This is a genomic window from Arthrobacter sp. YAF16 (assembly GCF_052113385.1).
Taxonomy (GTDB): Bacteria; Actinomycetota; Actinomycetes; order Actinomycetales; family Micrococcaceae; genus Arthrobacter.
Genome location: NZ_JBFRDC010000006.1, coordinates 36,628 through 62,721 on the forward strand (window position 1 = coordinate 36,628; position 26,094 = coordinate 62,721).

Annotated in this window: 28 protein-coding genes, 6 tRNA genes and 1 riboswitch; of the genes, 10 read left to right on the forward strand and 24 right to left on the reverse strand. The window is 69.0% G+C overall.

Going from position 1 to position 26,094, the window contains the following annotated elements; all coding sequences use genetic code 11:
- Positions 1 to 224: 224 nt before the first annotated feature.
- From lgt to hisI, 8 genes are all read right to left on the reverse strand, one after another.
- Positions 225 to 1,547 (reverse strand): prolipoprotein diacylglyceryl transferase, encoded by a 1,323-nt coding sequence (gene lgt / locus AB4Y91_RS12430; RefSeq protein WP_441418780.1) that lies wholly within the window; start codon positions 1,545 to 1,547, stop codon positions 225 to 227.
- Positions 1,548 to 1,550: 3 nt separating this feature from the next.
- The gene (gene trpA / locus AB4Y91_RS12435) at positions 1,551 to 2,384 is read right to left on the reverse strand and encodes a tryptophan synthase subunit alpha (protein ID WP_441418781.1); all 834 of its coding nucleotides are present in this window, start codon (positions 2,382 to 2,384) and stop codon (positions 1,551 to 1,553) included.
- Complete coding sequence (gene trpB / locus AB4Y91_RS12440) at positions 2,381 to 3,730, reverse strand: tryptophan synthase subunit beta (RefSeq protein WP_441418782.1); 1,350 nt, start codon at positions 3,728 to 3,730, stop codon at positions 2,381 to 2,383. Before trpB ends, trpA begins: the two co-directional genes overlap by 4 nt.
- 92 nt (positions 3,731 to 3,822) lie before the next feature.
- On the reverse strand, positions 3,823 to 4,638 hold the full coding sequence (gene trpC / locus AB4Y91_RS12445) for an indole-3-glycerol phosphate synthase TrpC (RefSeq protein WP_441418783.1): 816 nt from the start codon (positions 4,636 to 4,638) through the stop codon (positions 3,823 to 3,825).
- 2 nt (positions 4,639 to 4,640) lie between these two features.
- Complete coding sequence (locus tag AB4Y91_RS12450; protein WP_441418784.1) at positions 4,641 to 4,928, reverse strand: HGxxPAAW family protein; 288 nt, start codon at positions 4,926 to 4,928, stop codon at positions 4,641 to 4,643.
- A 91-nt stretch (positions 4,929 to 5,019) separates the two neighbouring features.
- Positions 5,020 to 5,646, reverse strand: a complete 627-nt coding sequence (locus AB4Y91_RS12455; RefSeq protein WP_441418785.1) for a Trp biosynthesis-associated membrane protein — start codon at positions 5,644 to 5,646, stop codon at positions 5,020 to 5,022.
- The gene (locus tag AB4Y91_RS12460; RefSeq protein WP_441418786.1) at positions 5,643 to 7,211 is read right to left on the reverse strand and encodes an anthranilate synthase component I; all 1,569 of its coding nucleotides are present in this window, start codon (positions 7,209 to 7,211) and stop codon (positions 5,643 to 5,645) included. The genes AB4Y91_RS12455 and AB4Y91_RS12460 overlap by 4 nt, the downstream gene beginning before the upstream one ends.
- A 73-nt stretch (positions 7,212 to 7,284) precedes the next feature.
- Positions 7,285 to 7,755, reverse strand: a complete 471-nt coding sequence (gene hisI / locus AB4Y91_RS12465) for a phosphoribosyl-AMP cyclohydrolase (protein ID WP_441418787.1) — start codon at positions 7,753 to 7,755, stop codon at positions 7,285 to 7,287.
- A 144-nt stretch (positions 7,756 to 7,899) separates the two neighbouring features.
- On the opposite strand from hisI, the gene AB4Y91_RS12470 reads away from it, so the two are divergent.
- Positions 7,900 to 8,544 carry a TIGR03085 family metal-binding protein gene (locus tag AB4Y91_RS12470; protein ID WP_175321717.1) on the forward strand — a complete coding sequence of 215 codons (645 nt, stop codon included), beginning with the start codon at positions 7,900 to 7,902 and terminating at the stop codon, positions 8,542 to 8,544.
- A gap of 98 nt (positions 8,545 to 8,642) precedes the next feature.
- Here the strand turns inward: AB4Y91_RS12470 and hisF are convergent, their stop codons facing one another.
- From hisF to AB4Y91_RS12540, 14 genes are all read right to left on the reverse strand, one after another.
- On the reverse strand, positions 8,643 to 9,419 hold the full coding sequence (gene hisF / locus AB4Y91_RS12475) for an imidazole glycerol phosphate synthase subunit HisF (RefSeq protein WP_441418788.1): 777 nt from the start codon (positions 9,417 to 9,419) through the stop codon (positions 8,643 to 8,645).
- A 65-nt stretch (positions 9,420 to 9,484) separates the two neighbouring features.
- Positions 9,485 to 10,327, reverse strand: coding sequence for an ATP phosphoribosyltransferase (hisG, locus tag AB4Y91_RS12480; protein ID WP_441418789.1), 843 nt, complete (start codon positions 10,325 to 10,327; stop codon positions 9,485 to 9,487).
- A gap of 97 nt (positions 10,328 to 10,424) precedes the next feature.
- Complete coding sequence (locus AB4Y91_RS12485; protein ID WP_441418790.1) at positions 10,425 to 10,688, reverse strand: phosphoribosyl-ATP diphosphatase; 264 nt, start codon at positions 10,686 to 10,688, stop codon at positions 10,425 to 10,427.
- 81 nt (positions 10,689 to 10,769) lie between these two features.
- Entirely contained in the window at positions 10,770 to 11,255 is a 486-nt protein-coding gene (ribH, locus tag AB4Y91_RS12490; RefSeq protein WP_441418791.1) for a 6,7-dimethyl-8-ribityllumazine synthase, read from the reverse strand.
- A gap of 60 nt (positions 11,256 to 11,315) precedes the next feature.
- Complete coding sequence (ribA, locus tag AB4Y91_RS12495) at positions 11,316 to 12,011, reverse strand: GTP cyclohydrolase II (RefSeq protein WP_441418792.1); 696 nt, start codon at positions 12,009 to 12,011, stop codon at positions 11,316 to 11,318.
- 21 nt (positions 12,012 to 12,032) lie between these two features.
- On the reverse strand, positions 12,033 to 12,725 hold the full coding sequence (gene ribB, locus AB4Y91_RS12500; RefSeq protein ID WP_441418793.1) for a 3,4-dihydroxy-2-butanone-4-phosphate synthase: 693 nt from the start codon (positions 12,723 to 12,725) through the stop codon (positions 12,033 to 12,035).
- Positions 12,722 to 13,378, reverse strand: coding sequence for a riboflavin synthase (locus AB4Y91_RS12505; RefSeq protein WP_441418794.1), 657 nt, complete (start codon positions 13,376 to 13,378; stop codon positions 12,722 to 12,724). Before AB4Y91_RS12505 ends, ribB begins: the two co-directional genes overlap by 4 nt.
- Positions 13,378 to 14,442: a bifunctional diaminohydroxyphosphoribosylaminopyrimidine deaminase/5-amino-6-(5-phosphoribosylamino)uracil reductase RibD gene (gene ribD / locus AB4Y91_RS12510; protein WP_441418931.1), complete on the reverse strand. Its 1,065-nt coding sequence runs from the start codon at positions 14,440 to 14,442 to the stop codon at positions 13,378 to 13,380. The genes AB4Y91_RS12505 and ribD overlap by 1 nt, the downstream gene beginning before the upstream one ends.
- A gap of 247 nt (positions 14,443 to 14,689) precedes the next feature.
- A riboswitch (FMN riboswitch) is annotated at positions 14,690 to 14,843 on the reverse strand.
- 86 nt (positions 14,844 to 14,929) lie between these two features.
- Positions 14,930 to 15,586, reverse strand: coding sequence for a ribulose-phosphate 3-epimerase (rpe, locus tag AB4Y91_RS12515; protein WP_441418795.1), 657 nt, complete (start codon positions 15,584 to 15,586; stop codon positions 14,930 to 14,932).
- 61 nt (positions 15,587 to 15,647) lie between these two features.
- Positions 15,648 to 17,273 carry an RsmB/NOP family class I SAM-dependent RNA methyltransferase gene (locus tag AB4Y91_RS12520; protein WP_441418796.1) on the reverse strand — a complete coding sequence of 542 codons (1,626 nt, stop codon included), beginning with the start codon at positions 17,271 to 17,273 and terminating at the stop codon, positions 15,648 to 15,650.
- Positions 17,270 to 18,190, reverse strand: coding sequence for a methionyl-tRNA formyltransferase (fmt, locus tag AB4Y91_RS12525; RefSeq protein WP_441418797.1), 921 nt, complete (start codon positions 18,188 to 18,190; stop codon positions 17,270 to 17,272). The genes AB4Y91_RS12520 and fmt overlap by 4 nt, the downstream gene beginning before the upstream one ends.
- Positions 18,187 to 18,762: a peptide deformylase gene (def, locus tag AB4Y91_RS12530; RefSeq protein WP_441418798.1), complete on the reverse strand. Its 576-nt coding sequence runs from the start codon at positions 18,760 to 18,762 to the stop codon at positions 18,187 to 18,189. The genes fmt and def overlap by 4 nt, the downstream gene beginning before the upstream one ends.
- A gap of 69 nt (positions 18,763 to 18,831) precedes the next feature.
- Entirely contained in the window at positions 18,832 to 19,677 is an 846-nt protein-coding gene (locus tag AB4Y91_RS12535; protein ID WP_441418799.1) for a cytochrome, read from the reverse strand.
- A gap of 87 nt (positions 19,678 to 19,764) precedes the next feature.
- Positions 19,765 to 19,836: transfer RNA gene (locus tag AB4Y91_RS12540), tRNA-Val, on the reverse strand.
- Between the two features lie 553 nt (positions 19,837 to 20,389).
- Here AB4Y91_RS12540 and AB4Y91_RS12545 point away from each other — a divergent pair.
- The 6 genes from AB4Y91_RS12545 to AB4Y91_RS12570 all read left to right on the forward strand — a co-directional run bounded on the left by AB4Y91_RS12545 (position 20,390) and on the right by AB4Y91_RS12570 (position 21,375).
- A tRNA-Gly gene (locus AB4Y91_RS12545) sits at positions 20,390 to 20,462 on the forward strand.
- A 46-nt stretch (positions 20,463 to 20,508) separates the two neighbouring features.
- A tRNA-Cys gene (locus AB4Y91_RS12550) sits at positions 20,509 to 20,579 on the forward strand.
- Between the two features lie 41 nt (positions 20,580 to 20,620).
- Positions 20,621 to 20,695, forward strand: a tRNA-Val gene (locus tag AB4Y91_RS12555).
- Positions 20,696 to 20,751: 56 nt separating this feature from the next.
- Positions 20,752 to 20,824 (forward strand) — tRNA-Gly (locus AB4Y91_RS12560).
- 50 nt (positions 20,825 to 20,874) lie between these two features.
- A tRNA-Val gene (locus AB4Y91_RS12565) sits at positions 20,875 to 20,949 on the forward strand.
- 159 nt (positions 20,950 to 21,108) lie between these two features.
- The gene (locus tag AB4Y91_RS12570; protein ID WP_175321703.1) at positions 21,109 to 21,375 is read left to right on the forward strand and encodes an antitoxin; all 267 of its coding nucleotides are present in this window, start codon (positions 21,109 to 21,111) and stop codon (positions 21,373 to 21,375) included.
- 166 nt (positions 21,376 to 21,541) lie between these two features.
- Here AB4Y91_RS12570 and zapE read toward each other — a convergent pair whose 3' ends face one another.
- Positions 21,542 to 22,579 carry a cell division protein ZapE gene (zapE, locus tag AB4Y91_RS12575; RefSeq protein WP_441418800.1) on the reverse strand — a complete coding sequence of 346 codons (1,038 nt, stop codon included), beginning with the start codon at positions 22,577 to 22,579 and terminating at the stop codon, positions 21,542 to 21,544.
- 216 nt (positions 22,580 to 22,795) lie between these two features.
- On the opposite strand from zapE, the gene AB4Y91_RS12580 reads away from it, so the two are divergent.
- Genes AB4Y91_RS12580 through ybaK form a run of 3 tightly spaced genes read left to right on the forward strand, consistent with a single transcriptional unit; the run spans position 22,796 to position 24,751 of the window.
- Positions 22,796 to 23,713, forward strand: coding sequence for a sulfurtransferase (locus AB4Y91_RS12580; RefSeq protein WP_441418801.1), 918 nt, complete (start codon positions 22,796 to 22,798; stop codon positions 23,711 to 23,713).
- A 57-nt stretch (positions 23,714 to 23,770) separates the two neighbouring features.
- Positions 23,771 to 24,241, forward strand: coding sequence for a SufE family protein (locus AB4Y91_RS12585; RefSeq protein WP_441418802.1), 471 nt, complete (start codon positions 23,771 to 23,773; stop codon positions 24,239 to 24,241).
- 9 nt (positions 24,242 to 24,250) lie between these two features.
- Positions 24,251 to 24,751 (forward strand): Cys-tRNA(Pro) deacylase, encoded by a 501-nt coding sequence (gene ybaK, locus AB4Y91_RS12590; RefSeq protein ID WP_441418803.1) that lies wholly within the window; start codon positions 24,251 to 24,253, stop codon positions 24,749 to 24,751.
- A gap of 20 nt (positions 24,752 to 24,771) precedes the next feature.
- On the opposite strand, the gene AB4Y91_RS12595 is transcribed toward ybaK, so the two are convergent.
- Positions 24,772 to 26,094 carry an alpha/beta hydrolase family protein gene (locus AB4Y91_RS12595; RefSeq protein WP_441418804.1) on the reverse strand — a complete coding sequence of 441 codons (1,323 nt, stop codon included), beginning with the start codon at positions 26,092 to 26,094 and terminating at the stop codon, positions 24,772 to 24,774.

Genomic DNA, 26,094 nt, shown 5'->3' on the forward strand with positions numbered 1-26,094 from the left:
GCCCGAATCGGTGCGCCGGTGTGACGGGCACAACAACGTGATTTTCCTACTCGAATTGTAGGCCAGCGCCGCTTGCTGTACGAACAGTTACGCGGGTCGCCGACCTGGGTTTGCATAGCGCGCAGCTGTCTGCTGCCTGCTCAATCGTACAAACCCTGTCGCCACGACGCTGTGGACTCGGACCCAGCCGGCGATCGCCCTGCAGCCCGATTGCCGGAGCTGAGTTACTTGGTGCTGTCAGCGTCCGGTGCGGTCCCGGTGGCCCGGCGGCCGGATACTCCGGTTGCCGGTTCTCCGGTGGCGGGCATGGTGCCGCCGGTGGATTCTCCGGCCGCCGCAGCTGAGGCTGAGGCGCGGTCCGGACCGCTCTGGTTCTCCCGGAGATTATCACGCGATTCAGTATCTGAGACAGCAGAGTCCGAATGGCGGATGGTTCCGCGGTCGGCCGGGACCGTCGCCGGCTCCCGGGGTTCGCCGGGTTCCGTCGCCGGCTCGGGCCCGACGGCGGCGTCGGCGGTCTCGTCGTCAGCCGTCTTGTCGGCTTCTTCGTCGGCGGCGTCCCTGTCGCTGCCTGTCGTCTCGTGGTCTGTCGTCTCGACGCCGGCCGTCTCGTCCTCGGCGTCCCCGGCAAGCGCCGCGGACTCGGGCTCGCGTCCCGGCAGGTACGGGGTGTCCGGCACGTCGCGCTTGCGCAGTCCGAGGACGATGAAGACCACCAGGGCGGCGAGCAGGACGAAGATGCTGGTCCAGACATTGAGCCGGGTGGTGATGCCGAAGAGGTTAATCTGTTCGGCGTCGTCGATCCGCATGGCCTCGATCCAGACGCGGCCCAGCGTGTAGTAGATGGCGTAGAGCCAGAACAGCCGGCCGCGGCGGAACGCGAACTTGCGGTCCAACGCGAGCAGCAGCGCCACTCCGACGAGGTTCCACACGGATTCGTAGAGGAAGGTCGGGTGGAACAGCGTGTCGGCGGGCATCCCGGCCGGGAAGTTGGGGCTGTCGGCGTCGACCTGGAGGCCCCACGGCAGGGTGGTCGGGCCGCCGAAGAGCTCCTGGTTGAAGTAGTTGCCCCAGCGGCCGATCGCCTGGGCGAGCAGCAGGCCGGGCGCCGCGGCGTCAACGAAGGCGCTGAGCTTGACTCCGGCCCGGCGGCAGCCGATCCAGGCGCCGACGGCACCCAGCACCACGGCACCCCAGATGCCGAGTCCGCCGCGCTGGATCTGCGGGATCAGGGACAGGTCGCCGGTGCCGTCGAAGCCCGGGCCGAAATAGGCGTCCGGCGAGGACACCACGTGATAGAGCCGGCCGCCGATGATGCCGAAGGGGATCGCCCAGATGGCAATGTCCCAGACGCTGCCCTCGGACGCACCGCGGCGCGCCCAGCGCACCGACGTCAGCCAGAGGCCGGCGATGATGCCGGCCAGGATGCACAGCGCGTAGGCGTGGATGCGCAGGGACCCCCAGGGCAGCGGGATATCGAAGCCGGACCAGTCCGGGCTCGGAATGCTCGCGGGAACCATCGCTGCCGCGCGGAGGACTGACTGCATTGCTTACGCTTCTTCCTTGGTGAGGCCGGTGCTGAGCTCTTTCGTCAAGGACGCTACAGCATCGACGCCGCCCTCACCGATCGCCGCGACGAGGGCCGTGCCGACGATTACTCCGTCCGCGTAGGCGGCGATTTCGCGGACGTGGCCCGCGTTGGAGACGCCCAGGCCGACGCAGACGCGCTCGGCGCCCGCCGCGCGCGCTGCGGCCACGACGTCCTTGGCAGCGGAGCTGACCGAGGTGCGGGCGCCGGTGACGCCCATGATGGAGACGGCGTAGACGAAGCCGCGGCTTGCGTCGACCGTGCGCTTCATCCGTTCCGGCGAGGAGGACGGCGCCACGAGGAACACCCGGTCCAGGCCGTACCTGTCCGAGGCGGCCATCCATTCCGCCGCCTCGTCCGGGATCAGGTCCGGCGTGATCAGCCCGGCTCCCCCGGCGTCCGCCAGGCGGCGGGAGAACTCGTCCACGCCCATCCGGACCACGGGGTTCCAGTAGGTCATGACCAGGACGGCCGCGTCGGTCTTGCTCGTGATGCCGCGCACGACGTCGAACACCTGGCCGACGTGGAAGCCCTTGGCGAGGGCCTCCGTGGTGGCGGCCTGGATGACCTGGCCGTCCATCACCGGATCCGAATACGGGATGCCGATTTCGATCAGGTCGGCGCCGTTTTCGGCCAGGGCGATGCCCGCGGCGATGGTGTCCTCGACGCTCGGGTAGCCAGCGGGCAGGTAGCCGATGAGGGCGGCACGGCCCTGGGCCCGGGCGCGGTCGATGGCCGCCGCGGACTTGCTGGCGGGCTGCTGCTTGCCTTCTGCGCTGTTTTCGGCGGTGCTCACAGCTGCTCCCCCTCCTGGGCGATCTCGTGTTCGGGTGAATCTTTGTCCAGCAGGTCGAACCATTCCGCGGCGGTGGCCACGTCCTTGTCGCCGCGGCCGGAGAGATTCACGAGGACGATCTTTTCTGACGCATCGCCAGCCTCCGCGGCGAGCCGCTGGCCGATCTTGATCGCGCCGGCCAGGGCGTGCGCGGACTCGATGGCCGGGATGATGCCCTCGGTCCGGCAAAGCAGCCGGAAGGCCTCCATGGCTTCGCTGTCCGTGATGGGCTCGTAGCTGACCCGGCCGATGTCGGCGAGGTAGGAGTGCTCGGGTCCGACGCCCGGGTAGTCCAGGCCAGCCGAGATGGAGTGCGACTCGATGGTCTGGCCGTCGTCGTCCTGCATGAGGTAGGACCGGGCGCCATGCAGCACGCCGGGCTTGCCCAGCGTGATGGTGGCCGCGTGGCGACCCGTTTCGACGCCTTCGCCGCCGGCTTCGAAGCCGTAGATCTTCACCGAGGGGTCATCCAGGAAGCCGTGGAAGATGCCGATGGCGTTGGAGCCGCCGCCGATGCAGGCGCAGACGGCGTCCGGCAGCCGGCCGGTCTGTTCCAGGATCTGGGCGCGGGCCTCCTCGCCGATGACCTCGTGGAAGTACCGGACCATGGCCGGGAACGGGTGCGCCCCGGCCGCGGTTCCGAGCAGGTAGTGCGTGTTGTCCACGTTCGCGACCCAGTCGCGGAGGGCCTCATTGATGGCGTCCTTGAGCGTCTGCGATCCGTTGGTCACCGGGATGACGGTGGCCCCGAGCAGCTCCATCCGGGCCACGTTGAGGGCCTGCCGGCGGCAGTCCTCGGCGCCCATGTAGACCACGCACTCCAGGCCCAGCAGGGCGGCGGCGGTGGCACTGGCCACGCCGTGCTGGCCGGCTCCGGTCTCGGCGATCACACGGGTCTTGCCCATCCGCTTGGCCAACAGCGCCTGGCCCAGCACGTTGTTGATCTTGTGCGAGCCGGTGTGGTTCAGGTCCTCGCGCTTGAGGAAGATGCGGACTCCCCCGGCGTGCTCGGCGAAGCGCTTGGCTTCGGTGAGCAGCGAGGGACGGCCGGAGTAGTTCTTGTTCAGCTCCGCGATCTGGGCGGTGAACTCGGGATCAGCCTTGGCCTTCTCGAAGGTATCCTCGAGTTCGTCCAGAGCGGCGATGAGGGATTCGGGCATCCAGCGGCCGCCGTACGAGCCGAAGTAGGGTCCGGGGGCGTGGCGCAGGGAGGGTGCACCCTGCGGTCCGTCCTCGTCCGGGCGCTTGCCCTCCAGGAACGCATCCACGGGGCTTTCATCTGAGCCGGCTGTTGGCGCATCGACCATCAGTCTCACCATCCTGTTCCACTGCTAACTAGATCTTCGGTGCCGCACGGAAGCACCGCGGGGTCCGGCCGGGGGCCGGGCCGGACCGCGGGTCAGGAGCGTGCGGCGATTTCTTCGGCGCCGGCGGCCATGAATTCGGCGATCCGCTCGCGCGGGGTCGCATGGCTGACCAGCGCCTCGCCCACCAGGACCGCATTGGCGCCGTTTGCCGCGTAGTGCCGGACGTCATCCACGCCGCGGACACCGGATTCCCCGACCACGAGCGCGCCGGCGGGGATGCCGGCGGCGAGATCCGCAAAGACGGAGCGGTCGACGTCGAGCGTCTTGAGATTGCGGACGTTGACTCCGATGATTCTCGCGCCCGCGGCAACGGCGCGTTCAACTTCGCCGGGCGTGTGGGTCTCCACGAGCACGTTCATGCCCAGCTCACGGCTGAGCGCACTGTACTCGCCCAGCTGCGCATCGGTCAGCGAGGCGACGATCAGCAGGATCAGGTCGGCTCCGTGGGCACGGGCCTCCCAGATCTGGTACTCGTCGACCATGAAGTCCTTGCGCAGCAACGGGATCTCCACGGCCGCCCGGACGGCGTCCAGGTCGGCGAGGGAGCCGTTGAAGCGCCGCTGTTCGGTGAGGACGCTGATCACGGCGGCGCCGCCGTCGGCGTACTGCACGGCGAGCGAGGCCGGGTCCGCGATGCTCGCGAGATCGCCCTTGGAGGGGCTGCGCCGCTTGATCTCGGCAATCACCTTGAGCTGGGTCCGGTCCGAGGGCCCGCCCAGGGCGGCCCAGGCGTCACGCGCCGGGGCGGCCGCCGCGGCACGCTCCTTCAGCTCGGCGAGAGTGACGAGGCGCTGGCGGGCCTCCATATCCTCCCTGACACCGGCATTGATGTCATCGAGAACAGTCACTCTTAGTGGCCGGAGTTCTTCAGCTTGCTGCCGCCGACGCCATAACCGGCTTTGCGCATCACGAAGCCCACCACGAGGCCGATCAGCATGACGACCGCACCGGCGACGAAGATCGGGGTGTTGGCGATGACGAACGCGATGGCCGCGATGAGGGCGCCGACCAGCATGATGATCACGGTGGTCCAGGCCGCCGGGCTGTTGCCGTGGCCGGTCGGCTCGCTGTGGTCGACGCCGTCGTAGATGCCGGTGCCGGCAGCGGGCTGGGATGCGGAAACAGGGGCTTTGCTCATGGAAATCTCCTCAGGATCAATACTGCTTACATTCTGCCATTTATTGACAGTGGTGTTTGCCGCGTTACCGGCCGCGCTGCGGGGTGCGCGCTCAGGTGGGGTCGTCGCCGCGGGAGAGCCGGTCCCAGCTCTCGATCTCATCGGCCGGCTGCGCGGGGTCCGAAGCGCCTGCGCTGGCGGCGGCGTCGTACTTCGTGCGGCTCTTCCAGTACCGTCCGGCAGGGACGATGGCGAGGGCGCCGAGGCCCAGCAGCGACCCGGCGACGACGGCGAGGACGGGGAATGCGGTGAGGGCCACCTGGACGTTGCTGCCGCTGATGCCGGTGGCGGCGGCGATGGAACCCTGCGCCGCGGCCAGCGGGTCGGCCAGCACGGTTGCCGCCGCGGCAACGATCCCTGCGGCGGCGAGCAGGATGATCGCCGTGATGACCCAGCGGGCGATGCGCCCGGCAATGGAGGCGGCGAGGCCTCCCGCGAGGGCGACGAGGGCGAGGGCCGTCACCGTGGTGGCGGCCTTGCTGCCCTGGACCTGCAGGCCGTTCTGGCTGCTGACGCCCTGGCCCAGCTGGCTGGGGTCCAGCTGCACGGTCAGCCAGGTCTGCGTGGTGGTGCCGAAGACCGTCAGCGCCAGCGCGGCAATCACCAGCACCAGGGTGGATTTCCGGGCCCAGCGCGGGACGGCCGGGCTGGTGCTCTTGACCATGGCGGGGCCGGTCATGGCTGCTCCGTCCCGGCACTGGGCACGGTGTCGGCCGTGATGTTGCGCAGCGACTGGGCCGTGTGGACGGCCCGCATCGGGGCGGCGGCCTTGTTGATGGTTTCGATCGCCTCGGTGGCGTTGACTGAATCGGCCACGATCCCGCCGCCGGCCTGCACGTAGGCGCGGCCTTCGCGGAGCAGGGCGGAACGGATGGCGATCGCCATGTCCATGTCGCCGGCGAAGTCGAGGTAGCCCACCACACCGCCGTAGATGCCGCGGCGGTGCGGCTCCAGCTCGTCCAGGAGCCGCAGCGCACGGGGTTTGGGCGCTCCGGACAGGGTGCCGGCCGGGAAGGTGGCCTTCAGCACGTCGTAGGTCGTCGCGGTCGGGGCGAGCCTGCCCACCACAGTGGACACCAGGTGCATGATGTGGCTGAACCGCTCCACCTCCATGAACTGCGTGACGTCCACGGTTCCGGCCACGCAGACCTTGGAGAGGTCGTTGCGGGACAGGTCCACCAGCATGAGGTGTTCGGCGCGTTCCTTCTGGTCCGCGAGCAGCTCCTCGGCGAGGGCCTTGTCCGCTTCAACCGTCTTGCCACGCGGCCGGGACCCGGCGATCGGGTGGGTGATGACTTCCTCCCCGGTGACTGTCACGAGGGCCTCCGGGGAGGAGCCCACGATCGAGTACTGGCGGCCGGCGGCGTCCTCGAGGCTGAAGATGTACATGTACGGGCTGGGGTTGGTGTTGCGCAGGACCCGGTAGACGTCCAGCGGATCGGCTCCGCACTCCATTTCGAAGCGGCGCGAGATCACCACCTGGAACACTTCGCCGTCGACGATCGCTTCCTTGCCACGGTCCAGGGCGGCCAGGTAGTCGTTTTCATCCCAGCGCTCCTGCACGCTCGAGGCGAAGTCCAGGGCTGCGGGCTGGAGTACGGAGACGGGCTGCTCCGTCGGGGTGCTGATCTTTGCCAGCAGGTCCTTCACCCGGGCGACGGCGTCGTGCCAGGCCTCGTCGACGCGTTCGGAGCTGTTGTCGAAATTGATCGCGTTGGCGATCAGCAGCACCGTGCCGTCCATGTTGTCGTGCACGGCCATGTCCGTCACGAGGTTCAGCGCCATTTCCGGAAGCTGCAGGTCGTCTTCCGGCGGGCTGGTGAGCTTTTCCCAGTGCCGGACGGTTTCCCAGCCGAGGAAGCCGACGAGGCCGGAGGTAAAGGGCGGCAGTCCTTCGAAACGTTCGGTGTGCAGGGCGAGGACGGTGTCCCGGATGGCATCGACCGGGCTGCCGTCCAGCGGCACGCCGACGGGCGGCTCGCCGAGCCAGTGCGCCTGCCCGTCCTTGGTGGTCAGCGTGGCGCGGGACCGCGCGCCGATGAAGGAGTAACGGGACCAGGCGCCGCCCACTGCGGCGGACTCCAGCAGGAACGTCCCGGGCTGGCCCTGGGCGAGCTTGCGGTAAAGCCCGATCGGCGTTTCGGCGTCAGCCAGCACCTTGAGCCGGACGGGGATGACGCGGCTGTGGCCGGCGAGTTCCCGGAACTCGTCCAGGCTGGGGCTGATGATTCCAAGGTCCTGCATGGCTGCGTTTTTCCGCCTGTTCTCTTGGTCTAAAGCTTGCGAGGTGCCCGCGGCCTGCGCCGCGGTGCGCCGGTCAGTCGGCCTGGCCGACGACGGCGTCCAGCGCCCGTCCGTCGAAGCAGGTCCGGGTACCGGTGTGGCAGGCGGCGCCGACCTGATCGACCCGGACCAGCAGGGCGTCGCCGTCGCAGTCCAGAGCGAGCGACTTGACCCACTGCACGTGGCCGGAAGTGTCGCCCTTGCGCCAGTACTCCTGCCGGGAGCGGGAGTAGAAGGTGACCCGCCCGCTGGTCATCGTGCGGTGCAGCGCCTCGTCGTCCATCCAGCCCAGCATGAGCACCTCGTTGGTGTCGAACTGCTGGACGATCGCGGCCACCAGGCCGGCGCTGTCCCGCTTGAGAGACGCCGCGAGACCCGCGGGGAGCGGGCCGGCGTCGTGCGCCGAATCGGGGACGGCAGAACCCGGCGCGGCGGAAACCGCGACGGAATTTTCCGGGGCGTTTAGCTGGTCGTCGACCGGGACGGGGGCGGGCTGCTCAGACATCAGCTCAAGTCTAGTGCCTCCGCGCCCGCCGCTGCCCGGCGCTGCGGGCACCGCGCTTAACATCGCCGCCGAAAGCGCGTTGCGGCCGAAACCACGGCGCTTCCTGTGCCCAGAGGCGCGCCTCTCGTGCTAGTTTCACAAGTGATGCATTTCGTCGAACCGTCCCGAGAAGTTCTGGCCGAAACCCTGCTGGCGGCCGGTCCTGACTCCCCCACGCTCTGCAAGGGCTGGCAAACCCGTGATCTTGCAGCCCACCTCTACCTGCGGGAGCGCAAAGCCCGTGTTGGCCTGGGGCTCCTGATCAAACGGCTGTCCAAGGCCTCGGATGAGGCCACGGCCGAGCTCGCCGCCACGGTCCGGACCCCGGAAGCCTACGCGAAGCTGGTCAACACCTTCCGCGCCGGGCCGCCCGCCCTGTCCCCCATGCGGATCAAGGCCCTGGACGAAAGCTCCAACCTGATCGAGTACTTCGTGCACACGGAGGATGTCCGCCGGGCGGTGGACCGCTGGGCGCCCCGGGCCCTGGACGAGGCTTACTCGGACGCACTCTGGGATGAACTGATCAAGCGCGCCGCCATCCTGTACCGCGGCGTGGACCTCGGCATCGTGCTGGTGCGCCCGTCCGGGCCGCGGCATGTTGCCAAGCGGGCCCCCGTCTCGGTCGCGATCGTGGGCGAACCGGGTGAGCTCCTGATGCACGCGCATGGCCGGACCCGGCACGCGCTGGTGACCTTCGAGGGCCAGCCGGACGCCGTCGCGCTGCTGCAGTCCGCCGAAGTCGGACTCTAAGCTCGCGCTTAACCAAGCAACGCGGGGTCACATCGCGCCCATATTCCCCTTCGGGATGGGCGCAATGTGACCCCGCGTTGCCTTAATCAGGCTGGGGATTAGCGGACTTCGAAGCCTGCCGCGCGGATGGCGGCTTTGACCTGGGCGATCATGTCGAGCGGCCCGAAGTGGAACACCGAGGCAGCGAGCACGGCGTCCGCGCCCGCAGCTACGGCCGGCGGGAAGTGCTCGGGCCTGCCGGCGCCGCCCGAGGCGATCAACGGCACCTTCACGCTGGCGCGGGCCAGGCGGATCAGTTCCAGGTCGAAGCCGTCCTTGGTGCCGTCGGCGTCGATCGAGTTGAGCAGGATCTCGCCGGCGCCGCGGTCGGCGGCCTCGCGGGCCCAGGCGAGGGCGTCGATGCCGGTGCCCTGGCGGCCGCCGTGCGTGGTGACCTCGAACCCGGACGGTGTCGGCTGCGAGCCGGGACGGGTGCGCCGCGCGTCGAGGGAAAGCACCAGCACCTGCGAGCCGAAGTGCCGGGTAATCTCGTCGATCACCCCGGGCCGGGCCACGGCCGCGGTGTTGATGGCCGCCTTGTCCGCCCCGTAGCGCAGCAGCTTGTCCACCTCGGCCACGCCGCGGACGCCGCCGCCCACGGTCAGCGGGATGAAGACTTCCTCCGCGGTGCGCCGGACGACGTCGAAGGTGGTTTCGCGGTTGCCGGAGGACGCGGTGACGTCCAGGAAGGTCAGCTCGTCGGCGCCGCCGTTGTCGTAGCGGTGCGCGAGCTCGACCGGGTCGCCGGCGTCGCGCAGGCCCTCGAAGTTGATCCCCTTGACCACCCGGCCGGCGTCGACGTCCAGGCACGGGATGACACGGACGGCTACGGACATGGCTGCTCCTGAACTGGGCTCACAAATGATGGGCTCACGGATGATGGCTTCACGGACGGGCCGCGCTAGATCCGGCAGGCGTGGATGCTGCTGACCAGGATGGCGCGGGCCCCGAGGTCATAGAGTTCGTCCATGATCCGGGTGGTGTCCTTCTTCGGCACCATCGAGCGGACGGCCACCCACTCCGAGTCGCGCAGCGGCGAGACGGTGGGCGATTCCAGTCCGGGCGTCAAGGCCGCGGCCTGCTCCACGAGTTCCTTGCGGATGTCGTAGTCCATCAGCACGTACTGCCGGGCCACGAGCACACCCTGGAGGCGGCGGATCAGCACTTCGGTGGCCGGGTTCTGCTCGCCCTTGCGGCCGATCAGGACCGACTCGGAGTTCAGGATCGGCTCGCCGAAGATTTCCATGCCGGCGGCTTTGAGCGTGGTGCCGGTTTCGACGACGTCGGCGATCGCGTCCGCGACGCCGAGCCGGACGGAGGATTCGACGGCGCCGTCGAGCCGGACGACCTTGGCGTTGATGCCGCGCTGGGCGAGGTAGCCGCGGAGCAGCCCGTCGTAGCTGGTGGCAAGGCGCTTGCCTTCGAGCTGGTCGATGGCGGTGAAATCCCCCACCGGGCCGGCGAAGCGGAAGGTGGAGGCCGCAAAGCCCAGCGGCAGCAGCTCTTCGGCTTCAACCTCGGCGTCGAGCAGCAGGTCGCGGCCCGTGATGCCGACGTCCAGGGTGCCTTGGCCGACGTACACGGCGATGTCACGGGGGCGGAGGAAGAAGAATTCAATGTCGTTGTCCGGGTCCACCATGACCAATTCGCGGCTGTCGCGGCGCTGGCGGTAGCCTGCCTCGGCAAGCATGGCGGAGGCGGCTTCGGACAGGGATCCCTTGTTCGGGACGGCAACTCTCAGCATGGGAAGTTCTTTCTGGTTGAAGTCATCGGTGCAGGCACAGCGGGCCACGCGGTGCGCCGGTCCCCCGGACAAAGGTCCGGGGGAAGGCGCGACGTGGCTAGAGATGCTTGTAGACGTCTTCCAGGCTGAGTCCTTTGGCGAGCATCAGAACCTGCAGGTGATAGAGCAGCTGCGAAATTTCTTCCGCGGCGGCCTCATCGGATTCGTACTCGGCAGCCATCCAGACCTCGGCTGCTTCCTCCACGACTTTCTTGCCGATGCCGTGGATTCCGGACTCCAGTTCGGCGATGGTGCGGGAGCCCTCCGGGCGGGTGGCTGCCTTCTCACTCAGTTCTGCGAACAGCGACTCGAAATTCTTCACACCCTCCAGCCTACTTGTTCACGGCCGGAGCACGCCTGCCGGGCCCTTGCATGACGGCCCGGATGTGAGCGAATACACAGCTTAGGAGTACTGCTTGAGCGTGACGGCGGTGGCCAGCGCGGCGGTGACGGCCTCGTGGCCCTTGTCCTCGGTGGAGCCGGGGAGGCCGGCGCGGTCGATGCCCTGCTGCTCGGTGTCACAGGTCAGCACGCCGAAGCCGACCGGCACGCCGGTGCGGACGCTGACCTCGGTCAGGCCGAGGGTGGCGGCTTCGCAGACGTACTCGAAGTGCGGGGTGCCGCCCCGGATCACGACGCCGAGCGCCACGACGGCGTCGAAGTGCGGCGCCAGCCGGGCTGCCGCGACCGGCAGTTCAAAGGTTCCGGGGACGCGCAGCACGGTCGGTTCGGTGATGCCGGCGTCCTTGGCGGCGCGCAGCGCGCCGTCGAGCAGGCCGTCCATGATCTTGGTGTGCCAGCTGGCGGCCACGATGGCCAGTTTCAGCCGTGAGGTTTCGTCGGGCTGGAAGGTGGTCAGGTCAATCTGGGGTGCGCCGTGGCCGCTCATGGGAGCTCCTTGCTGTGGGAGGTGTCTGGGGGTGCTTGCTTGGGGGTGCTGCGGGAGGGCTCAGCCCTGTTCGCGCTCGAAGCCGAGCTGTCCGGCGGCGGGCGCGGCGGGCTCCATGTCGAGGACCAGCCGGTGGTCCATCCGGTCCTTCTTGGTCTGCAGGTAGCGGAGGTTCTGTTCCCGGGAGGGCACCTCTGTGGGGACCATCTCGACCACCCGGACGCCGGCCTGGGCCAGCCTGTCCTGCTTGTCCGGGTTGTTGCTCAGCAGGCGGATCTCGTGCAGGCCCATCTCGGCGAGGATCTGGGCCGCTGCCTTGTAGCAGCGGGCGTCCACCGGCAGCCCCAGCTGCTCGTTGGCCTCGACCGTGTCGAAGCCGGCCTCCTGCAGGGCATAAGCCTTGATCTTGTTGGCCAGGCCGATGCCGCGGCCTTCCTGGCCGCGCAGGTAGAGCAGCGTGCCGCCGAATTCGTGGATCATCTCAAGGGCATAGGCCAGCTGTTCGCCGCAGTCGCACCGGTAGGACCCAAACACGTCCCCGGTGAGGCATTCGGAGTGCAGCCGGACCAGGGGGGCCTGGCCGTCCGTGGCCGGCAGCGGGGAGCTGACGGCGAGGTGTTCGGCGCCGGTGTCCAGATCGGTCCAGGCCTGCGCCACGAAGTCGCCGTACGCGGTGGGCAGCTGGACGATTGGCCCGCCGCTGACCGGATGCGGCTGCTGTCCCGGGGTGGCCGGCTGCGCTTCAGAAGTCGTCATTGTCTCTCCTCAATCCAGGTGTCAGGCGGATGCCGCTGCGTGGCTGCCGGGGTTACCGGGGTTACCGGCCTCAAGATAAGCCACCAGGTCGGCAATCGAGATCAGCGGGCAGCCATGTTCGATCGCGAAACCGCGAAGTCCGTCCAGCCGCATCATTTCTCCGTCGTCGTGCACCAGCTCTGCAATTACGCCCACGGGCTCCAGGCCGGCCAGCCGGCACAGCTCAACAGCCGCCTCGGTGTGGCCGGGACGCTCCCGCACACCCCCCTTAACGGCGCGGAGCGGGAAAACATGCCCGGGACGGGTCAGCGAATTTGGCTGGCTGGTCGGATCGGCCAGGATCCGGGCCGTCAGGGCCCGGTCGGTGGCCGAGATTCCGGTGCTCACGCCCACCGCCGCGTCGCACGAAACCGTGTACGCGGTGCCTTTGGAGTCCTGGTTGATCGCCACCATCGGCGGCAACGCCAGTTCGTCCGCCCGTTCACTGGTCAGCGGTACGCAGATGACGCCGGAGCTGTAGCGGATGGTCCAGCCCATCAGCGCCGGGGTCGCGTGCTGCGCGGCGAAGATGATGTCGCCTTCGTTTTCGCGGTCCTCGTTGTCGACCACCAGCACCGGCCGGCCGGCGGCCATGGCGCGGATCGCGTCTTCGATCGGGTCCAGCGCGGCGGGCGCGTCCACGGCGAGTCCGCGGTTCTCCTGCAGCCGGCTCATGATGCGGCCGCCTGGCGGTGCGCAGCCTCCGGGCGGGGCGTGGCGGGGGCGAAGGCGAGCAGCCGTTCGGTGTACTTGGCCAGCACGTCCACTTCAAGGTTCACGCGGGCGCCGATGGACTTGGCGCCCAGGCCCGTTTCGGCCAGGGTCGTCGGGATCAGGCCGACTTCGAACCACGGCGCCGGCTCCGGCGCCGGGCTCACGGCCGTAACGGTCAGGGAGACGCCGTCGACGGCGATCGAGCCCTTCTCCGCGATGTAGCGGGCCAGCCCGGCCGGCACACCGAAGCGCAGCCGGTCCCAGTTGCCGAGCGGCTCGCGTTCCAGCAGTTCGCCGACGCCGTCGACGTGCCCCTGCACGACGTGGCCGTCGAGCCGGCCGCCGGCCTGGACGCAGCGCTCGAGGTTGACCGGATCCCCGGCTGCCAGCCCGCCGATGGTGCTGCGGACCAGGGTCTCCCCCATGACGTCGACGCTGAAGTCCGCGCCGTCGATGTCCGTGGCGGTCAGGCAGACGCCGTTGACGGCAATCGAGCCGCCGTGGGCCAGTCCCTCGGTGCTGCCGGGGGCGTGCAGGCGCAGTGTGGCGCTGGTTTCGCCGTCGCGCTCGACGGAGAGCACCTTCCCCTGCTCGGCGATAATTCCGGTAAACATCAGTAGCCTCCTGCGGCGGTGTCCGCGTCGGTGCGCGGGGTGGAATCGGATGAAGTGTCAGTGGCGGGGCGCAGGTGCAGCCGCAGGTCGCGGCCCAGCATCCGGACGGCGCCGCCGGAGGCCTGGTCCCAGTCCCAGTGCTGGGCATCGGCGAGGGTGCCGATGCCGAGGTCCTCCAGGGCAGGCGTGCCCGAGCCAAGCAGCGTCGGGGCCAGATAGACGATCAGCTCGTCGACGAGGCCCGCGGCGAGGAAAGCGCTCAGGATCCGCGAGCCGCCTTCGACCATGAGGTGCCGGACGCCGGCGTCGAACAGTTGGTCCAGGGCCTCGCGGGGGTCCCGGGTCGGCAGGTGCAGCGCCTTGCCGTCGCCGCCGTTGACGGCGGCGCCGTCGGGAATCCCGCGCAGGCCCATGACGGCCCGCAGCGGCTGCTTTTCCGCGGCTGCGCCGTCGGGGGTGCGGGCCGTGAGCCGCGGGTTGTCGACCAGGACCGTCTGCGTGCCGACCAGGATCGCATCGATCCGGCCCCGCAGCGCGTGGTTGTCGGCGAGCGACTCGGGGCTGGAGATCCACTGGCTGGTGCCGTCGCTGGCCGCGATCCGGCTGTCCAGGGTCTGGGCGATGTGCAAGGTGACGAAGGGCCGTTTGGCGGCGACGGCGTCGAACCAGCGCCGGTTGAGCTCGAGGGCTGCGACGGCGCCCAGGCCCGACCGGACCCTGACACCGGCGGCGCGCAGGGTGGCCGCTCCCCCGGCGGCGGGATCATGCGGGTCGTCGATGGCGTAGACGACGTCGGCCACGCCGGCGTCGATGATGGCCTGGGCGCAGGGGCCGGTGCGGCCGCAGTGGTTGCACGGCTCGAGCGTGACCACCATGGTGGTGCCGGTCAGGTCCAGCCCGGCCGCCACTGCCTGCGAGATCGCGTCGGCCTCGGCGTGGGGGGTTCCGGCGCCGCGGTGGTGGCCGGTCACGAGGGGTGTGCCGTCGGGCCCGATAATGACGGCGCCCACCAGCGGGTTCGCACCCCGCGGGCCCTGCGCCGCGGCTGCGAGGGCGGCATCCATGGCGGCCGTCTCGGCGGCGCTGAAGCCGGCGGCGGCGAAGCCTTCCTTGTCCGGTTGTTCCTGCGGCCCGGCGGCCGCCTGCTGAACGCTCATTTGCCGCCCGCCCGGTCCCGTAGGACCGCGGAGTCGGCGAAGAGCCATCGCAAGGGGTTCATGTCTGTCGTTCCTTCCCTCAAGAACCGCGATGGCTCCGGGGGTATACGACAGCGCAATTCCGCGGCGCCGTGAGGGCTCCGCAGTAACAGCTGTACGTGCTTCTCTCATCCAGACTTTAACTGTCGGTACCGGAGTTCCACCGGTTCAACCGTCCGCCGTCATCCTTCCCCAAGGGAAGAGTGCCGGCTCGCGGGTCGCGGACTATAACCGCCGGTTCGGACTTACACCGACCCCGGAGCACGTATGTGTGTAGCTATTCTGACACAACCGGGCGGACGGCCCGGCTATTCCCGCGGAACGGACGGTACAACTTTCGTCATGTTCCGGCGGGCTAGCGGCTGCCCGCGGCCCGCAACCGCCCGATCGCATCCGCCGGGTCGTCTGCGCCGTAGACAGCAGAGCCGGCCACAAAGACGTCCGCCCCGGCCTCGGCGGCACGCCAGATGGTCTTCTCCGTGATTCCGCCGTCCACCTGGATCTTGATATCCAGGCCGGAGGCATCGATTGCCGCCCTGGCCCGGCGGATCTTGGGCAGCGTGAGGTCCAGGAATTCCTGGCCGCCGAAGCCGGGTTCCACCGTCATGATGAGGATCATGTCCAGCTCGCCGAGCATGTCCAGGAACGGCTCCACGCCGCTGCCGGGCCGCAGCGCCAGACCGGCCTTGGCGCCGCGGGCGCGCAGCTCGCGGGCCAGTTTCACCGGCGCGATGGATGCTTCGGCGTGGAACGTCACGGAAGCCAACCCGGCGTCGGCGTAGGCCGGCGCCCAGCGGTCGGCGTGCTCGATCATGAGGTGCGCGTCCAACGGGATCGGGCTGACTTCCTGCAGCCGCTGGACCACCGGAAGCCCGAGCGAGAGATTGGGCACAAAATGGTTGTCCATCACGTCCACGTGCACGGCGTCAGCGGTCCTGATCTTGTGGAGCTCGGACTGGAGGTTCGCGAAGTCCGCCGAAAGGATGCTCGGGTGGATGCAGCAATGGGCCATGGATTTCCTTGTCGTTGCGCTGGTCGGAAGGTCAGGTAACTGGTGCCAGTATGGCCGAAGCTCAGGCTTTCTTGTGGATCAGCGCCAGGAACATGGCGTCCGTCCGGTGCCGGTGCGGCCAGAGCTGGGCAGTGAGGTCGTGGCCGGCCTCGAGGTGGCCGGTGAGGCTCACCGCGTCGAGGGCCGCGCCGGCGTCGAGCAACTCGAGGTCGTCGCGCTTGCGCAGCGCGTCGCTGACGACGGCGGTGGTCTCGGCCGGGTGCGGGGAACACGTCACGTAGGCCACCACACCACCGGGCTTGACCGCATCCAGGGCCGACTTAAGCAGTTCCCGCTGCAGCGGGCCGAGATCGACAAGGTCCTTGGGGGTGCGCCGCCAGCGCGATTCCGGGCGGCGGCGCAGTGCGCCCAGTCCGGTACAGGGTACGTCCACAAGCACCCGGTCGAAGCTTTCCGCCATCTCGGACCCGACCTCGCGGCCGTCGCCGGTGCGGACATGCCAGACCTCGTGCGGGACGGCGGCGAGGGCCTGACGGACAAGTTTCGCGCGGTGCGGCGCCGGCTCGTTGGCGAGCAGGGTGGCGCCGTGCTGCCGGGCCAGGGCGCCGAGCAGGGCTGCCTTGCCGCCGGGTCCGGCGCAAAGATCAAGCCAGCGTTCGCCGCCGGCCTGGCTGCCAGGGCCGCCGACGGCGCTTTCGGCGCCGCCAGCGCCGGTTCCCGCAGCAAGGTCCACGGAGGCCAGGGCGCGCGCCACCAGCTGCGAGCCGACGTCCTGGACCCGGGTGCTGCCATCCCGCACCGAGGCGAGCCGGCCAAGGTCGCCGCCGCTGGAGAGCGCCGAACCTTCCACGAGCTCGCCGGGTGTGGCGCCGCTTTCGAGGGCTTCGTCGAGGCTGCCGAGACCGGGCAGCGCCACGAGGTTCACCACGGGCGCGGCGTTGTCTGCCTCAAGGAGGTCGTTGATTTCGGTCACCGGGCGGCCATGCGCCACCAGGGACTGCCGGAAGGCGCGCACGATCCACTCGGGGTGGGCGTAGCGGACCGACGCCACCTTCGTCTCGTCCGGCTCGTCGCGAAGCAGCAGCTCCAGCCACTCGTCCAGCGTGTGCGCGGAGACCTTGCGGAGCACGGCGTTGATCAGGCCGGAGGGGCCGGCGCCGATCACGGCGCGGGCCAGGCCGACGGTCTCGTCGAGCGCGGCGTGCGCCGGGACCCGCATGGCCAGCAGCTGGTGCGCGCCGATCCGCAGGGCGTCGAGGATGGCCGGGTCCAGCTGGTCCAGCGGGCGGTCCACGCAGCGGGCAAGGATCGCATCATAGGTGCCCTGGCCGCGGAGGGCGCCGTAGCTGAGCTCGGTGGCGAAACCGGCGTCGCGCTTGTCCAATCCGTGATGCCGGATCCGGGCCGGCAGCACGAGGTTCGCATAGGCGTCCTCGGCGGCCACCGCACGCAGCACCTCAAAGGCGACCAGCCGCGCCGGGTCGGCTCGACGGCTGCGCTGGGAGGGGGCGTTTTCGGTGTAGCTGCGCTGCGGTCCGCGGTTCCGTTCGCGTCCCTGCGCGTTCCGCTTCACGCCACCCCGGGGGCCCTGGCCGCCGCGGCCGCCGGACCCCTGCCCGCCGGACCCCTGTCCGCCGGATTGGGGGCCCCTAGCCCGGCCGCTGCCGTTTGATCCGGATTCGCTCATTCGAAGACCACGCTTTCCAGTGTTGCCTGTCCGCGCGCCCAGTCGGCGGCGGTCATCATTTTCTTGCCCGAAGGCTGGACCCGGGTGAGCTCAACGGGATGCGAGCCGGTCCCGACCAGGACGGCTTTCCCGTCGAGGGCCAGGTGCCCCGGGCGCAGGGCCGGAGCCCCGGGCCGGAGCAGTACTGGTTCGAGCTTGATGCGCTGTCCGTCCAGCGTGGTCCAGGCCCCGGGTTCCGGCGTCACTCCGCGGGCGCGGCGTCCGATCGCGAGTGCCGGCTGCTGCCAGTCGAGCCGGCCGTCCTCGAGGGTGAGTTTCGGGGCCAGGCTGATGACGCCCTGCTGCGGCACGGCGGTGGCCTTGCCGGCGTCGACGGCGGAGAGTGTCTGGGTCAGCAGCACGGCGCCGCTGTGCGAGAGTCGGTCCAGCAACTCCCCCGCGGTGTCCGTGGGCCGCACCGCCTCGGTCAGGGTGCCAAACACGGGTCCGGTGTCCAGGCCCTCTTCGAGCCGGAAGGTCACGGCGCCGGTGATGTCGTCTCCGGCGATGAGTGCCCGCTGCACAGGCGCAGCCCCGCGCCAGGCCGGCAGGAGCGAAAAGTGCAGGTTGATCCAGCCGTGCCGGGGAACGTCCAGGGCCGCCCGCGGAATGAGTCCGCCGTAGGCGACGATTGCGGCAACGTCGGGCGCGGCCGCCTCGATCCTGGCCGTCACTGCCGCATCGACCTTGGCGGCATGGATGACCTCGATGCCGAGCTCCGCGGCGCGGGCGGCGACCGGCGAGGGCGTCAGGACGCGTTTGCGTCCCAAGGGAGCATCCGGCCGGGTCAGGACGGCGACGACGTCGAAGCCGGCCGCGACGAGGGCGTCCAGCGAGGGGACGGCGACGGCCGGGGTTCCCGCGAAGAGGACCCTCACTGGCCGGTTCCGAAGGAGGAACCCGCGCCGAAGCTCGAGCCGACGGTCTTGGCGCGCTTCGACGTCGTCTGCTCGGTGATGGAGTCGTAGTTGGCGTTGCGGATGGCGCGCAGGGCCGCTTTGCGGTCCTCGCCTTCGAGCCGGTCGGTGAAGAGGATCCCGTCCAGGTGGTCCGTTTCGTGCTGGAAGACCCGCGCGAGCATGCCCTCACCTTCAAGCACCACCGGGTTGCCGTGCACGTCGACGCCGGTGACGCGGGTGCTGCGGCGCCGGCGGACCGGGAACCCCAGTCCGGGAATGGAGAGGCAGCCTTCCACCTCGTCCGGCTGGAAGTCTTCGCTGTTCTCCAGCACCGGGTTGATGATGTGGCCCTCCACCCCGCGGATGCGGTAGGTGAAGACCCGCTGGCTGATGCCGACCTGGGGTGCGGCCAGGCCGGCGCCCTCCACGTCCTCCATGGTTTCGGTCATGTCGGCAACGAGCTTTTCCAGCTCAGGCCCGAATTCCGTCACGGGATCGGCAACTGTGCGCAGCACCGGGTCCCCAATGATGCGGATATTCAAAATGGCCATGGGCAATCTGTCCTCACGGTGGGCTGCTTGGGATCCCATCCAGTTTAGTGGCAGCCTCGGGTTTCCGGCTCAGCGGGACACCGGCGGCGCGATCGGCAGCAGGGCTGCTCCGGCGGCCGAGGTGTCGGCGGACATCTCCCAGACGCGGCGCAGCGCGCAGAACTTCCACCAGTGATGCTTGAGCACCTCCGGATTGGCCCGCTGCGGCCGGACCTCGGTCTCGCCGATGGCCACCGCGAGGAGGATCGGGGAATCGCCGTGCTGCCAGGCTTCCCACTCCCCTGCCACCGGGTCCACGAGGCTTTCCTCCGCCTTCATGCCGGCCACCAGCTGCATGACGACCTTGTCGTCGAGCGGTTTGACCGTGCCGTCCCGGCTGGTGCCCTTGGTCTTGTAGTCGATGAGGCAGGTGCGGCCATTGATCTTGGCCACCAGGTCAAGGGTTCCCGCGTAGCCCACGGTCTTGTTCCAGACCGTGATCTCCGGGGCTATCGGCTCCACCTGGAACAGTTCCCACCACTCGTCGAAGCGCGCGGCGAAGGCTTCCTCACCGTTGGCCGCGAGGGCCTCACGGGTTTCCTTCATCTGATGCGGCCGGCCAAGCGCCCGCAGGGCCACCTGCTCGCAGTAGTTGTGCACGCGGTCGCCACGCTTGGCGGCGTCGTCCCGGTGCGTTTCGGCTGCCTTCGCCGCCCGGCTTACCGCCTGCCGCACCTTGGCCGGGCTCCCCAGGATCGCCGGCAGCGAGGGATCCGCCGCGAGGCTGCTCGCACCCATGTAGCCGAACCAGCCGTCCAGGCCGTGGGGCTGCTGGCCGATCACGGTGGTGATGGAGGGTACGGAGAACTGCTCGGACGTGGAACGTGCATACATCCGGCCGTAGTCGGTGGCGTGGGCGAGAAGCGGGGCGGTCATAAAAAGACTCTTTCACAGGGGTCGGACGCTCTAGGGAAAACAAAATGGCCCGCCCCGCTCTGTGAGCGGAACGGACCATTTTCCAGGTGGGCGATACTGGGTTCGAACCAGTGACCTCTTCGGTGTGAACGAAGCGCGCTACCACTGCGCCAATCGCCCCGGTGCCATTGAATGCTAGCCCACCCCGGCGGAATATAGAAATCGGCGCTCCGGATGCCGGGCGGACCCCCTCGGCGACCCGGCCTGGCTGCGCCCGTTGGACGAAGATGGCCGCTTTCCGGGGTCATTTGGCGGCCACGATTGGCGAATCGGTGGGGCGGGGGCGGAGGGCAGGTCGGTGCCGGCCCGGACCGCGCCCCGCTGGACGAAGATAGCCGCAATACGGGTCGGCTTAGCTGCCGTCTGCGGCAATCGGCGGAACGGGCTCGCCCCAACGATTCGCAGGCCTTCCCCCGGCACCGCTCCTTCGCTGACCGCGTCTGCCTCCGCCGTCGTCGTCGGACACCATGTCCGCCGCCCCGCCCAGGCGACGTGAGAACGGGGGCGAATTACACTCCTGTAATTAGCAAAATCCCCTAGATTGCGGGGAAGAACGGGGGTCCGGTGACGCCGGACGCGGCCCGATTTGTAGATTCCCTGAACCTCCTATAGAGTTCTTACTCGTTGGAACGCGAGGAAATGCCGAATACGGCAGGGAATCGCAGGCAACAATGCGGACGTAGCTCAGCTGGTAGAGCACCACCTTGCCAAGGTGGATGTCGCGAGTTCGAATCTCGTCGTCCGCTCGCAGGACACTGTCACGGCAACAGTTCTTCGGAACTGTGTCTACACGGTGGGTTGGCCGAGAGGCGAGGCAGCGGCCTGCAAAGCCGTATACACGGGTTCGAATCCCGTACCCACCTCGGTGAAAACCCTGGTTTCCGGTTCCGGCCGGATGCGAAAGGGGCGATTGGCGCAGCGGTAGCGCGCTTCCCTGACACGGAAGAGGTCACTGGTTCGATCCCAGTATCGCCCACCAAAGCAAGGCAACTTGCTTGATCCAGTACCACCGGCCTGCCGGAATGGACTAAAAATGCGGACGTAGCTCAGCTGGTAGAGCACCACCTTGCCAAGGTGGATGTCGCGAGTTCGAATCTCGTCGTCCGCTCTGTCGTTTCACCAGATTCACACAACTCCACTCCGGATCCTTCCGGTTGCGGGCGATTGGCGCAGCGGTAGCGCGCTTCCCTGACACGGAAGAGGTCACTGGTTCGATCCCAGTATCGCCCACCATGAAAGCAGCTCCCCCGGAGCTGCTTTTTTCGTTCCCCTTCCCACGGCCCCGCACAGAGTCTTTCTCCTCTGGGCGTACACCCTTGGCACGTCCCCACCCGGCGGTTAGGATCGGAAGCGCTAGGAGCGATCTGGCTCCGCGACTGAAGGGAGGTGCCCGTGGGTTTACTTGACGATCTAAAGGGCAAGGCTCAGCATCTGATTGGTGGCAACGAACAGGCCATCAAGGACGGCATCGAAAAGGCGGGTGATTTCGTCGATTCGAAGACCGGCGGAAAATACGCCGACAAAGTAGATTCCGCCCAGCGAGGCGCCTCCGACTTCGTGGACAACGCGGACGGCCGGCCGGCAACGGCCCCCGTCGCAGAGCCGCACGTCGCGGGTGAGCCACCAGTCGCCGGGGAACCCCGGCAGCAGGGCCTCTGACCCAGGTACGTCAGCGAGGTGCCGGTCCCGCCGCGAGGCGGCGCCGGCACCTTTGTCGTTTAACGACCGACGCGGGGTCAGCCCCAACTGGCTCGCAGTAGTTGTCGTTTTGAGCCCWCAAAACGACAACTACTGCGAGTTAGTTGGGTTCCTACCGCGGCCGGGGCTAGGACGGCTCGTGGTTCTGGCCCTCACGGGCGAGGGCGGTGAGCCGGGACACGGCACGGAAGTACTTCTTCATGTACCCGCCGGTCATCATTTCCTCGGTGAAGAGCTGGTCGAACGGCACGCCGCTGGCCAGGATCGGCACGTCCTTGTCGTACAGCCGGTCCGCCAGGACAACGAAGCGCAGCGCCACGGCCTGTTCGGTGATGGTCTCGACGTTGCGCCACACCACGCCGTCGATCCCGTCGATCAGCTGCCGGTAGCGGCTCGGGTGCACCCCCGCCAAGTGGTTGATCAGGGTGCTGAATTCATCCTTGGCCACCGTCTGGCCGTCGAACTCCGCCTGCATATGGTGCGTAAGCTCGTCGTTGCGCAGCGGCGCTGGCGCCTTCGGCAGGCCGCGGTGGCGGTAGTCCTCGCCGTCGATCCGGACGACGTCGAACTGGTCCGCCAGGACTTGGATCTCGCGCTGGAAGTCGACGGCGGCGAAGCGGCCGTCACCGAGGGAGCCGGGCAGGGTATTTGACGTCGCGGCAAGCTTGACCCCGGCGTCGGCGAGCTCGCGCATCAGCCGGGACATCAGCACCGTGTCACCCGGATCATCAAGCTCGAACTCATCGATGCAGACCAGCTTGTAGTGGCTGAGCGCCTCCACGGTCTTGCGGAACGACAGCGCCCCCACCAGGTTGGTGTACTCCACAAAGGTGCCGAAGGCCTTGGGGCCCGGGGCCGCGTGCCAGAGCGAGGCCAGCAGGTGGGTCTTGCCGACGCCGAAGCCGCCGTCGAGGTAGATGCCCGCCCGCGAGGTGTCCTTCTTGCCGAAGAGCCGCTTGAACAGGCCGTCGCCGTCCCGGGAACCGACACCGGCGGCAAAGCTTTGCAGGGCATGCACCGCGTGCGCCTGGCTGGGCTGGGCCGGATCCGGCCGGTAGCTGGCGAAGGACACCCCGCCGAAGCGCGGCGACGGATAAAACCCGTTGAGGAGTTCATCGACGGAAACCGCCGGGGTTCTGGCGGCGAGCTGTTCGATCTGTACCAAGGTGGTCCGTTCTGCTGGTCTCGTGTCCCCAGAAAGAATACCGGCAAAGGCCGGGTTCCCTTCCGGGCGCGGGAACGGACGTGACCAAGGCCATATTTCCGCGTATGTAGGCCCGGGAAGCAATCCCGCCGGGGCGTGGTTAGTGTGGAGGCAGACCCGGCGCCGTGCACCACCCCTGGCCCGGCCTCCCAAAAGCCCCAGTGAAAGGCCCACTTCATGCCCTACCCGGTTGAGCAGAACGAGAAATTCAGCGCCTACGCCCACCCCGAACGCCTGGTTTCCACCGAGTGGCTCGCGGCGGCACTTGAAGGCGGTGCGCTCGACGGCGGCAAACTGGTGGTCGTCGAGTCGGACGAGGACGTGCTGCTGTACGAAACCGGCCACATCCCCGGCGCGGTCAAGATCGACTGGCACACCGACCTGAACGACGAGGTCACCCGCGACTACGTGGACGGTAAAGCGTTTGCCGCCCTGGCCGCCGCGAAGGGAATCTCCCGGGACAGCACCGTGGTGATCTACGGCGACAAGTCCAACTGGTGGGCCGCCTACGCGCTGTGGGTCTTCACCCTCTTCGGCCACGAGGATGTCCGGCTGCTCGACGGCGGCCGCGACAAGTGGATCGCCGAGGGACGCCCGATCACCACGGACCGGACAGTGCCTGCGACGGGCGACTACCCCGTGGTCGAGCGCAACGACGCCCCGATCCGCGCCTTCAAGGAGGACGTGCTGGCGCACTTCGGCAAGCCGCTGATCGACGTCCGCTCGGCCGAGGAGTACACCGGCCAGCGCACCCACATGCCGGCTTACCCGGAAGAAGGTGCCCTGCGCGGCGGCCACATCCCCACCGCCGCGTCCATCCCCTGGGCCCGCGCCGCAGCGGAAGACGGCACCTACCGCAGCCGCCCCGAACTCGAGGCCCTCTACCTGGGCGAGGCCGGGCTCAAGGAAGGGAACGACGTCGTTGCCTACTGCCGGATCGGTGAGCGTTCCAGCCACACCTGGTTCGCGCTGAAGTACCTCCTGGGCTTTGATACCGTCCGCAACTACGACGGGTCCTGGACCGAGTGGGGAAACGCCGTGCGTGTCCCGATCGTCAAGGGCACCGACCGTGGCACCGTTCCGGCCGGATTCTAGGGGCAGTCACCGGATCCGACCGGGACACAATCGCCGCCCGTGCGTAAGCTGGGACTGATGAATACTTCTGCCCTGCCTGCCGCCCTCGCGGAAATTGTTGACGACTTCCAAGCCCTCGAAGAAGCCGAGCGGCTCCAGCTGCTGCTCGAGTTTTCCCGGGAGCTGCCGGATCCTCCGGCGCGCCTCCAGGACCACCCGGAGCTGATGGAGCAGGTGGTGGAATGCCAGTCGCCGCTGTTCCTGACGATCGAGACGGAACCCGGCGTCGACCGCCAGTCCGGCGGCGCACCGGAGCGCGTGCGCTTGTTCTTCAAGGCTCCGCCGGAGGCCCCCACGACGCGCGGTTTCGCCGGCGTGCTGCACGAGGGCCTCGACGGGCTTAGCCCGGCGGAGATCCTGGCCGTCCCGGACGACATGCCCGAACTCCTCGGCCTCACGCGCGCCATCACTCCCCTGCGGATGCGCGGTATGACGGCGATGCTCGGCCGGATCAAGCGCAAAGTCGCCGCCCTGCCGCAGCAGGGCTGAGCCGGTCCCGTGGCCCGAAAACAGGCATCCCAGGGAACCCCTGCCACCGCGGCACTCGCGGCGGCCGGGGTTTCCTTCGTTGCGCACCCCTACAGCCATGACCCCGCCGCGGCCAGCTACGGCCTGGAGGCCGCCGAGGTACTGGGGATCGACCCCGCCCGGGTGTTCAAAACCCTGATGGTCGACGTCGACGGGCGCCTCGCCGTCGGCGTCGTGCCGGTCAGCGGCAACCTGGACCTGAAGGCGATGGCGGCGGCCCTGGGCGGCAAGAAGGCCGCGATGGCGGACCCGGCTACGGCGGAGCGCCGCACCGGCTACGTCCTCGGCGGCATCTCCCCGCTGGGACAGCGCCAGCCCTCCCCCACCGTGGTCGACGAGAGCGCGTTGGAGCTGGAAACCATCCTGGTCTCGGGCGGCCGCCGCGGCCTGGACCTGGAGCTCAGCCCGGCCGAACTGATCCGGCTGACGGGCGCCAGCACGGCCCGGATCGGCACCTCCAACCACCGCTAACGGCTCCGGCGGTGGGAGCCTTAGCCCGCGGGTGACGGCCGGGGCGCGAGCTGCTGCCGGAGCCAGGCCGTGACCAGCGACTCCCAGCGCTCCGGGTCGACGTTCCATTCCTTCGTGTGCCGTGCCGTGCTGAACGCTTCGAAGGTCACCATCTCCGGATTCTTCTCCGCCAGGTCCGCGGACGGGCCGTAGGGAACGTATTCGTCGTCGACGGAGTGCAGGATCAGCGTCGGTGTCCGTAGCTCCACGGCACGGGAGACCCAGTCCATCGCCTTGAGGTCCACGGGGGCGGCCAGGCCGGTCAGGCGGCGGCCCAGCGGGTGGCTCATCATTAACTGCCCGTAGCGTCCGACGGCGGAGGGGATCCGGTTCAGCTCGGCATGGTGCGCCAGGACATTCACCCAGTTAATCACCGGGGCGTCCAGCACCATGGCCCGGATCAGGTGGTGGTACCGGGACAAATCCGCGGTCTGCAGGCAAATCGCGCCGCCCATGGACCAGCCGAAGAGCACCACCTCGTGCGCCCCCTGCTCCAGCGCATATCCGATCGCGGCTTCGACGTCCCGCCACTCGGTGGAGCCCAGGCCGTAACGGCCATCCGCGGCCGACGGGGCCAGGCCGTCATTGCGGTAGGAGATCAGCAGGCTGGAGAGGCCCAGCTCGCGGGCCACCCGGACGGCGCGCAGGCCCTCCTGCCGCGAGGCGCCGCGCCCGTGCACCATGATCGCCCAGGTGTCCGACGTCGGCGTCCCGGCCGCCGGGGCGGCCCTGACCTGCCACGCCGGTGCCGTCCCGCCGTCGACCTCAATCTGCACCTCTTCGAACGGCAGTCCGATCGCCGCGGGGTCGGGGTGCACGGCACCGCTCCAGTAGCCGCGCCGCGCCGCGGTCAGGTCCCCGCTATAGACCGCCTCGACTTCGCGCAGCACGGTCTGCTCCGCGGGCGAGTAGGACAGGATCCGGCCGAGGCGGGCATGGCCGCTGCCACCGTCGAAAAAGAAACCGTAGACGCCCTCCACGGTGGAATCGGGGGTCGCCTTGAGGATGACCTGCAGGCCTCGGCCCTCTCGGATTACGGCCAGCACCTCCTGGTCCTCCTCGCGAACCCGGACCGGGGTGATGACACGCCGGGCGAAGTAGAGGGCCAGCGCCGAGGACCCGGCGGCGAGCAGTCCGGCTGCGGCGCTTCCGCCGATGATGCCGCCCACCGCCCACCTGGCGTTCCCCTTCAGCCCGGTGTCCAGCACGCCGGTGTCCGGGCTTCCCGCGGGCAGAGCGCGGGAACTGGATCGGGCAATCAGGGTCCGGGGCGTTGGCGGGGCGAGGCGCGGGGTGGATGCCAT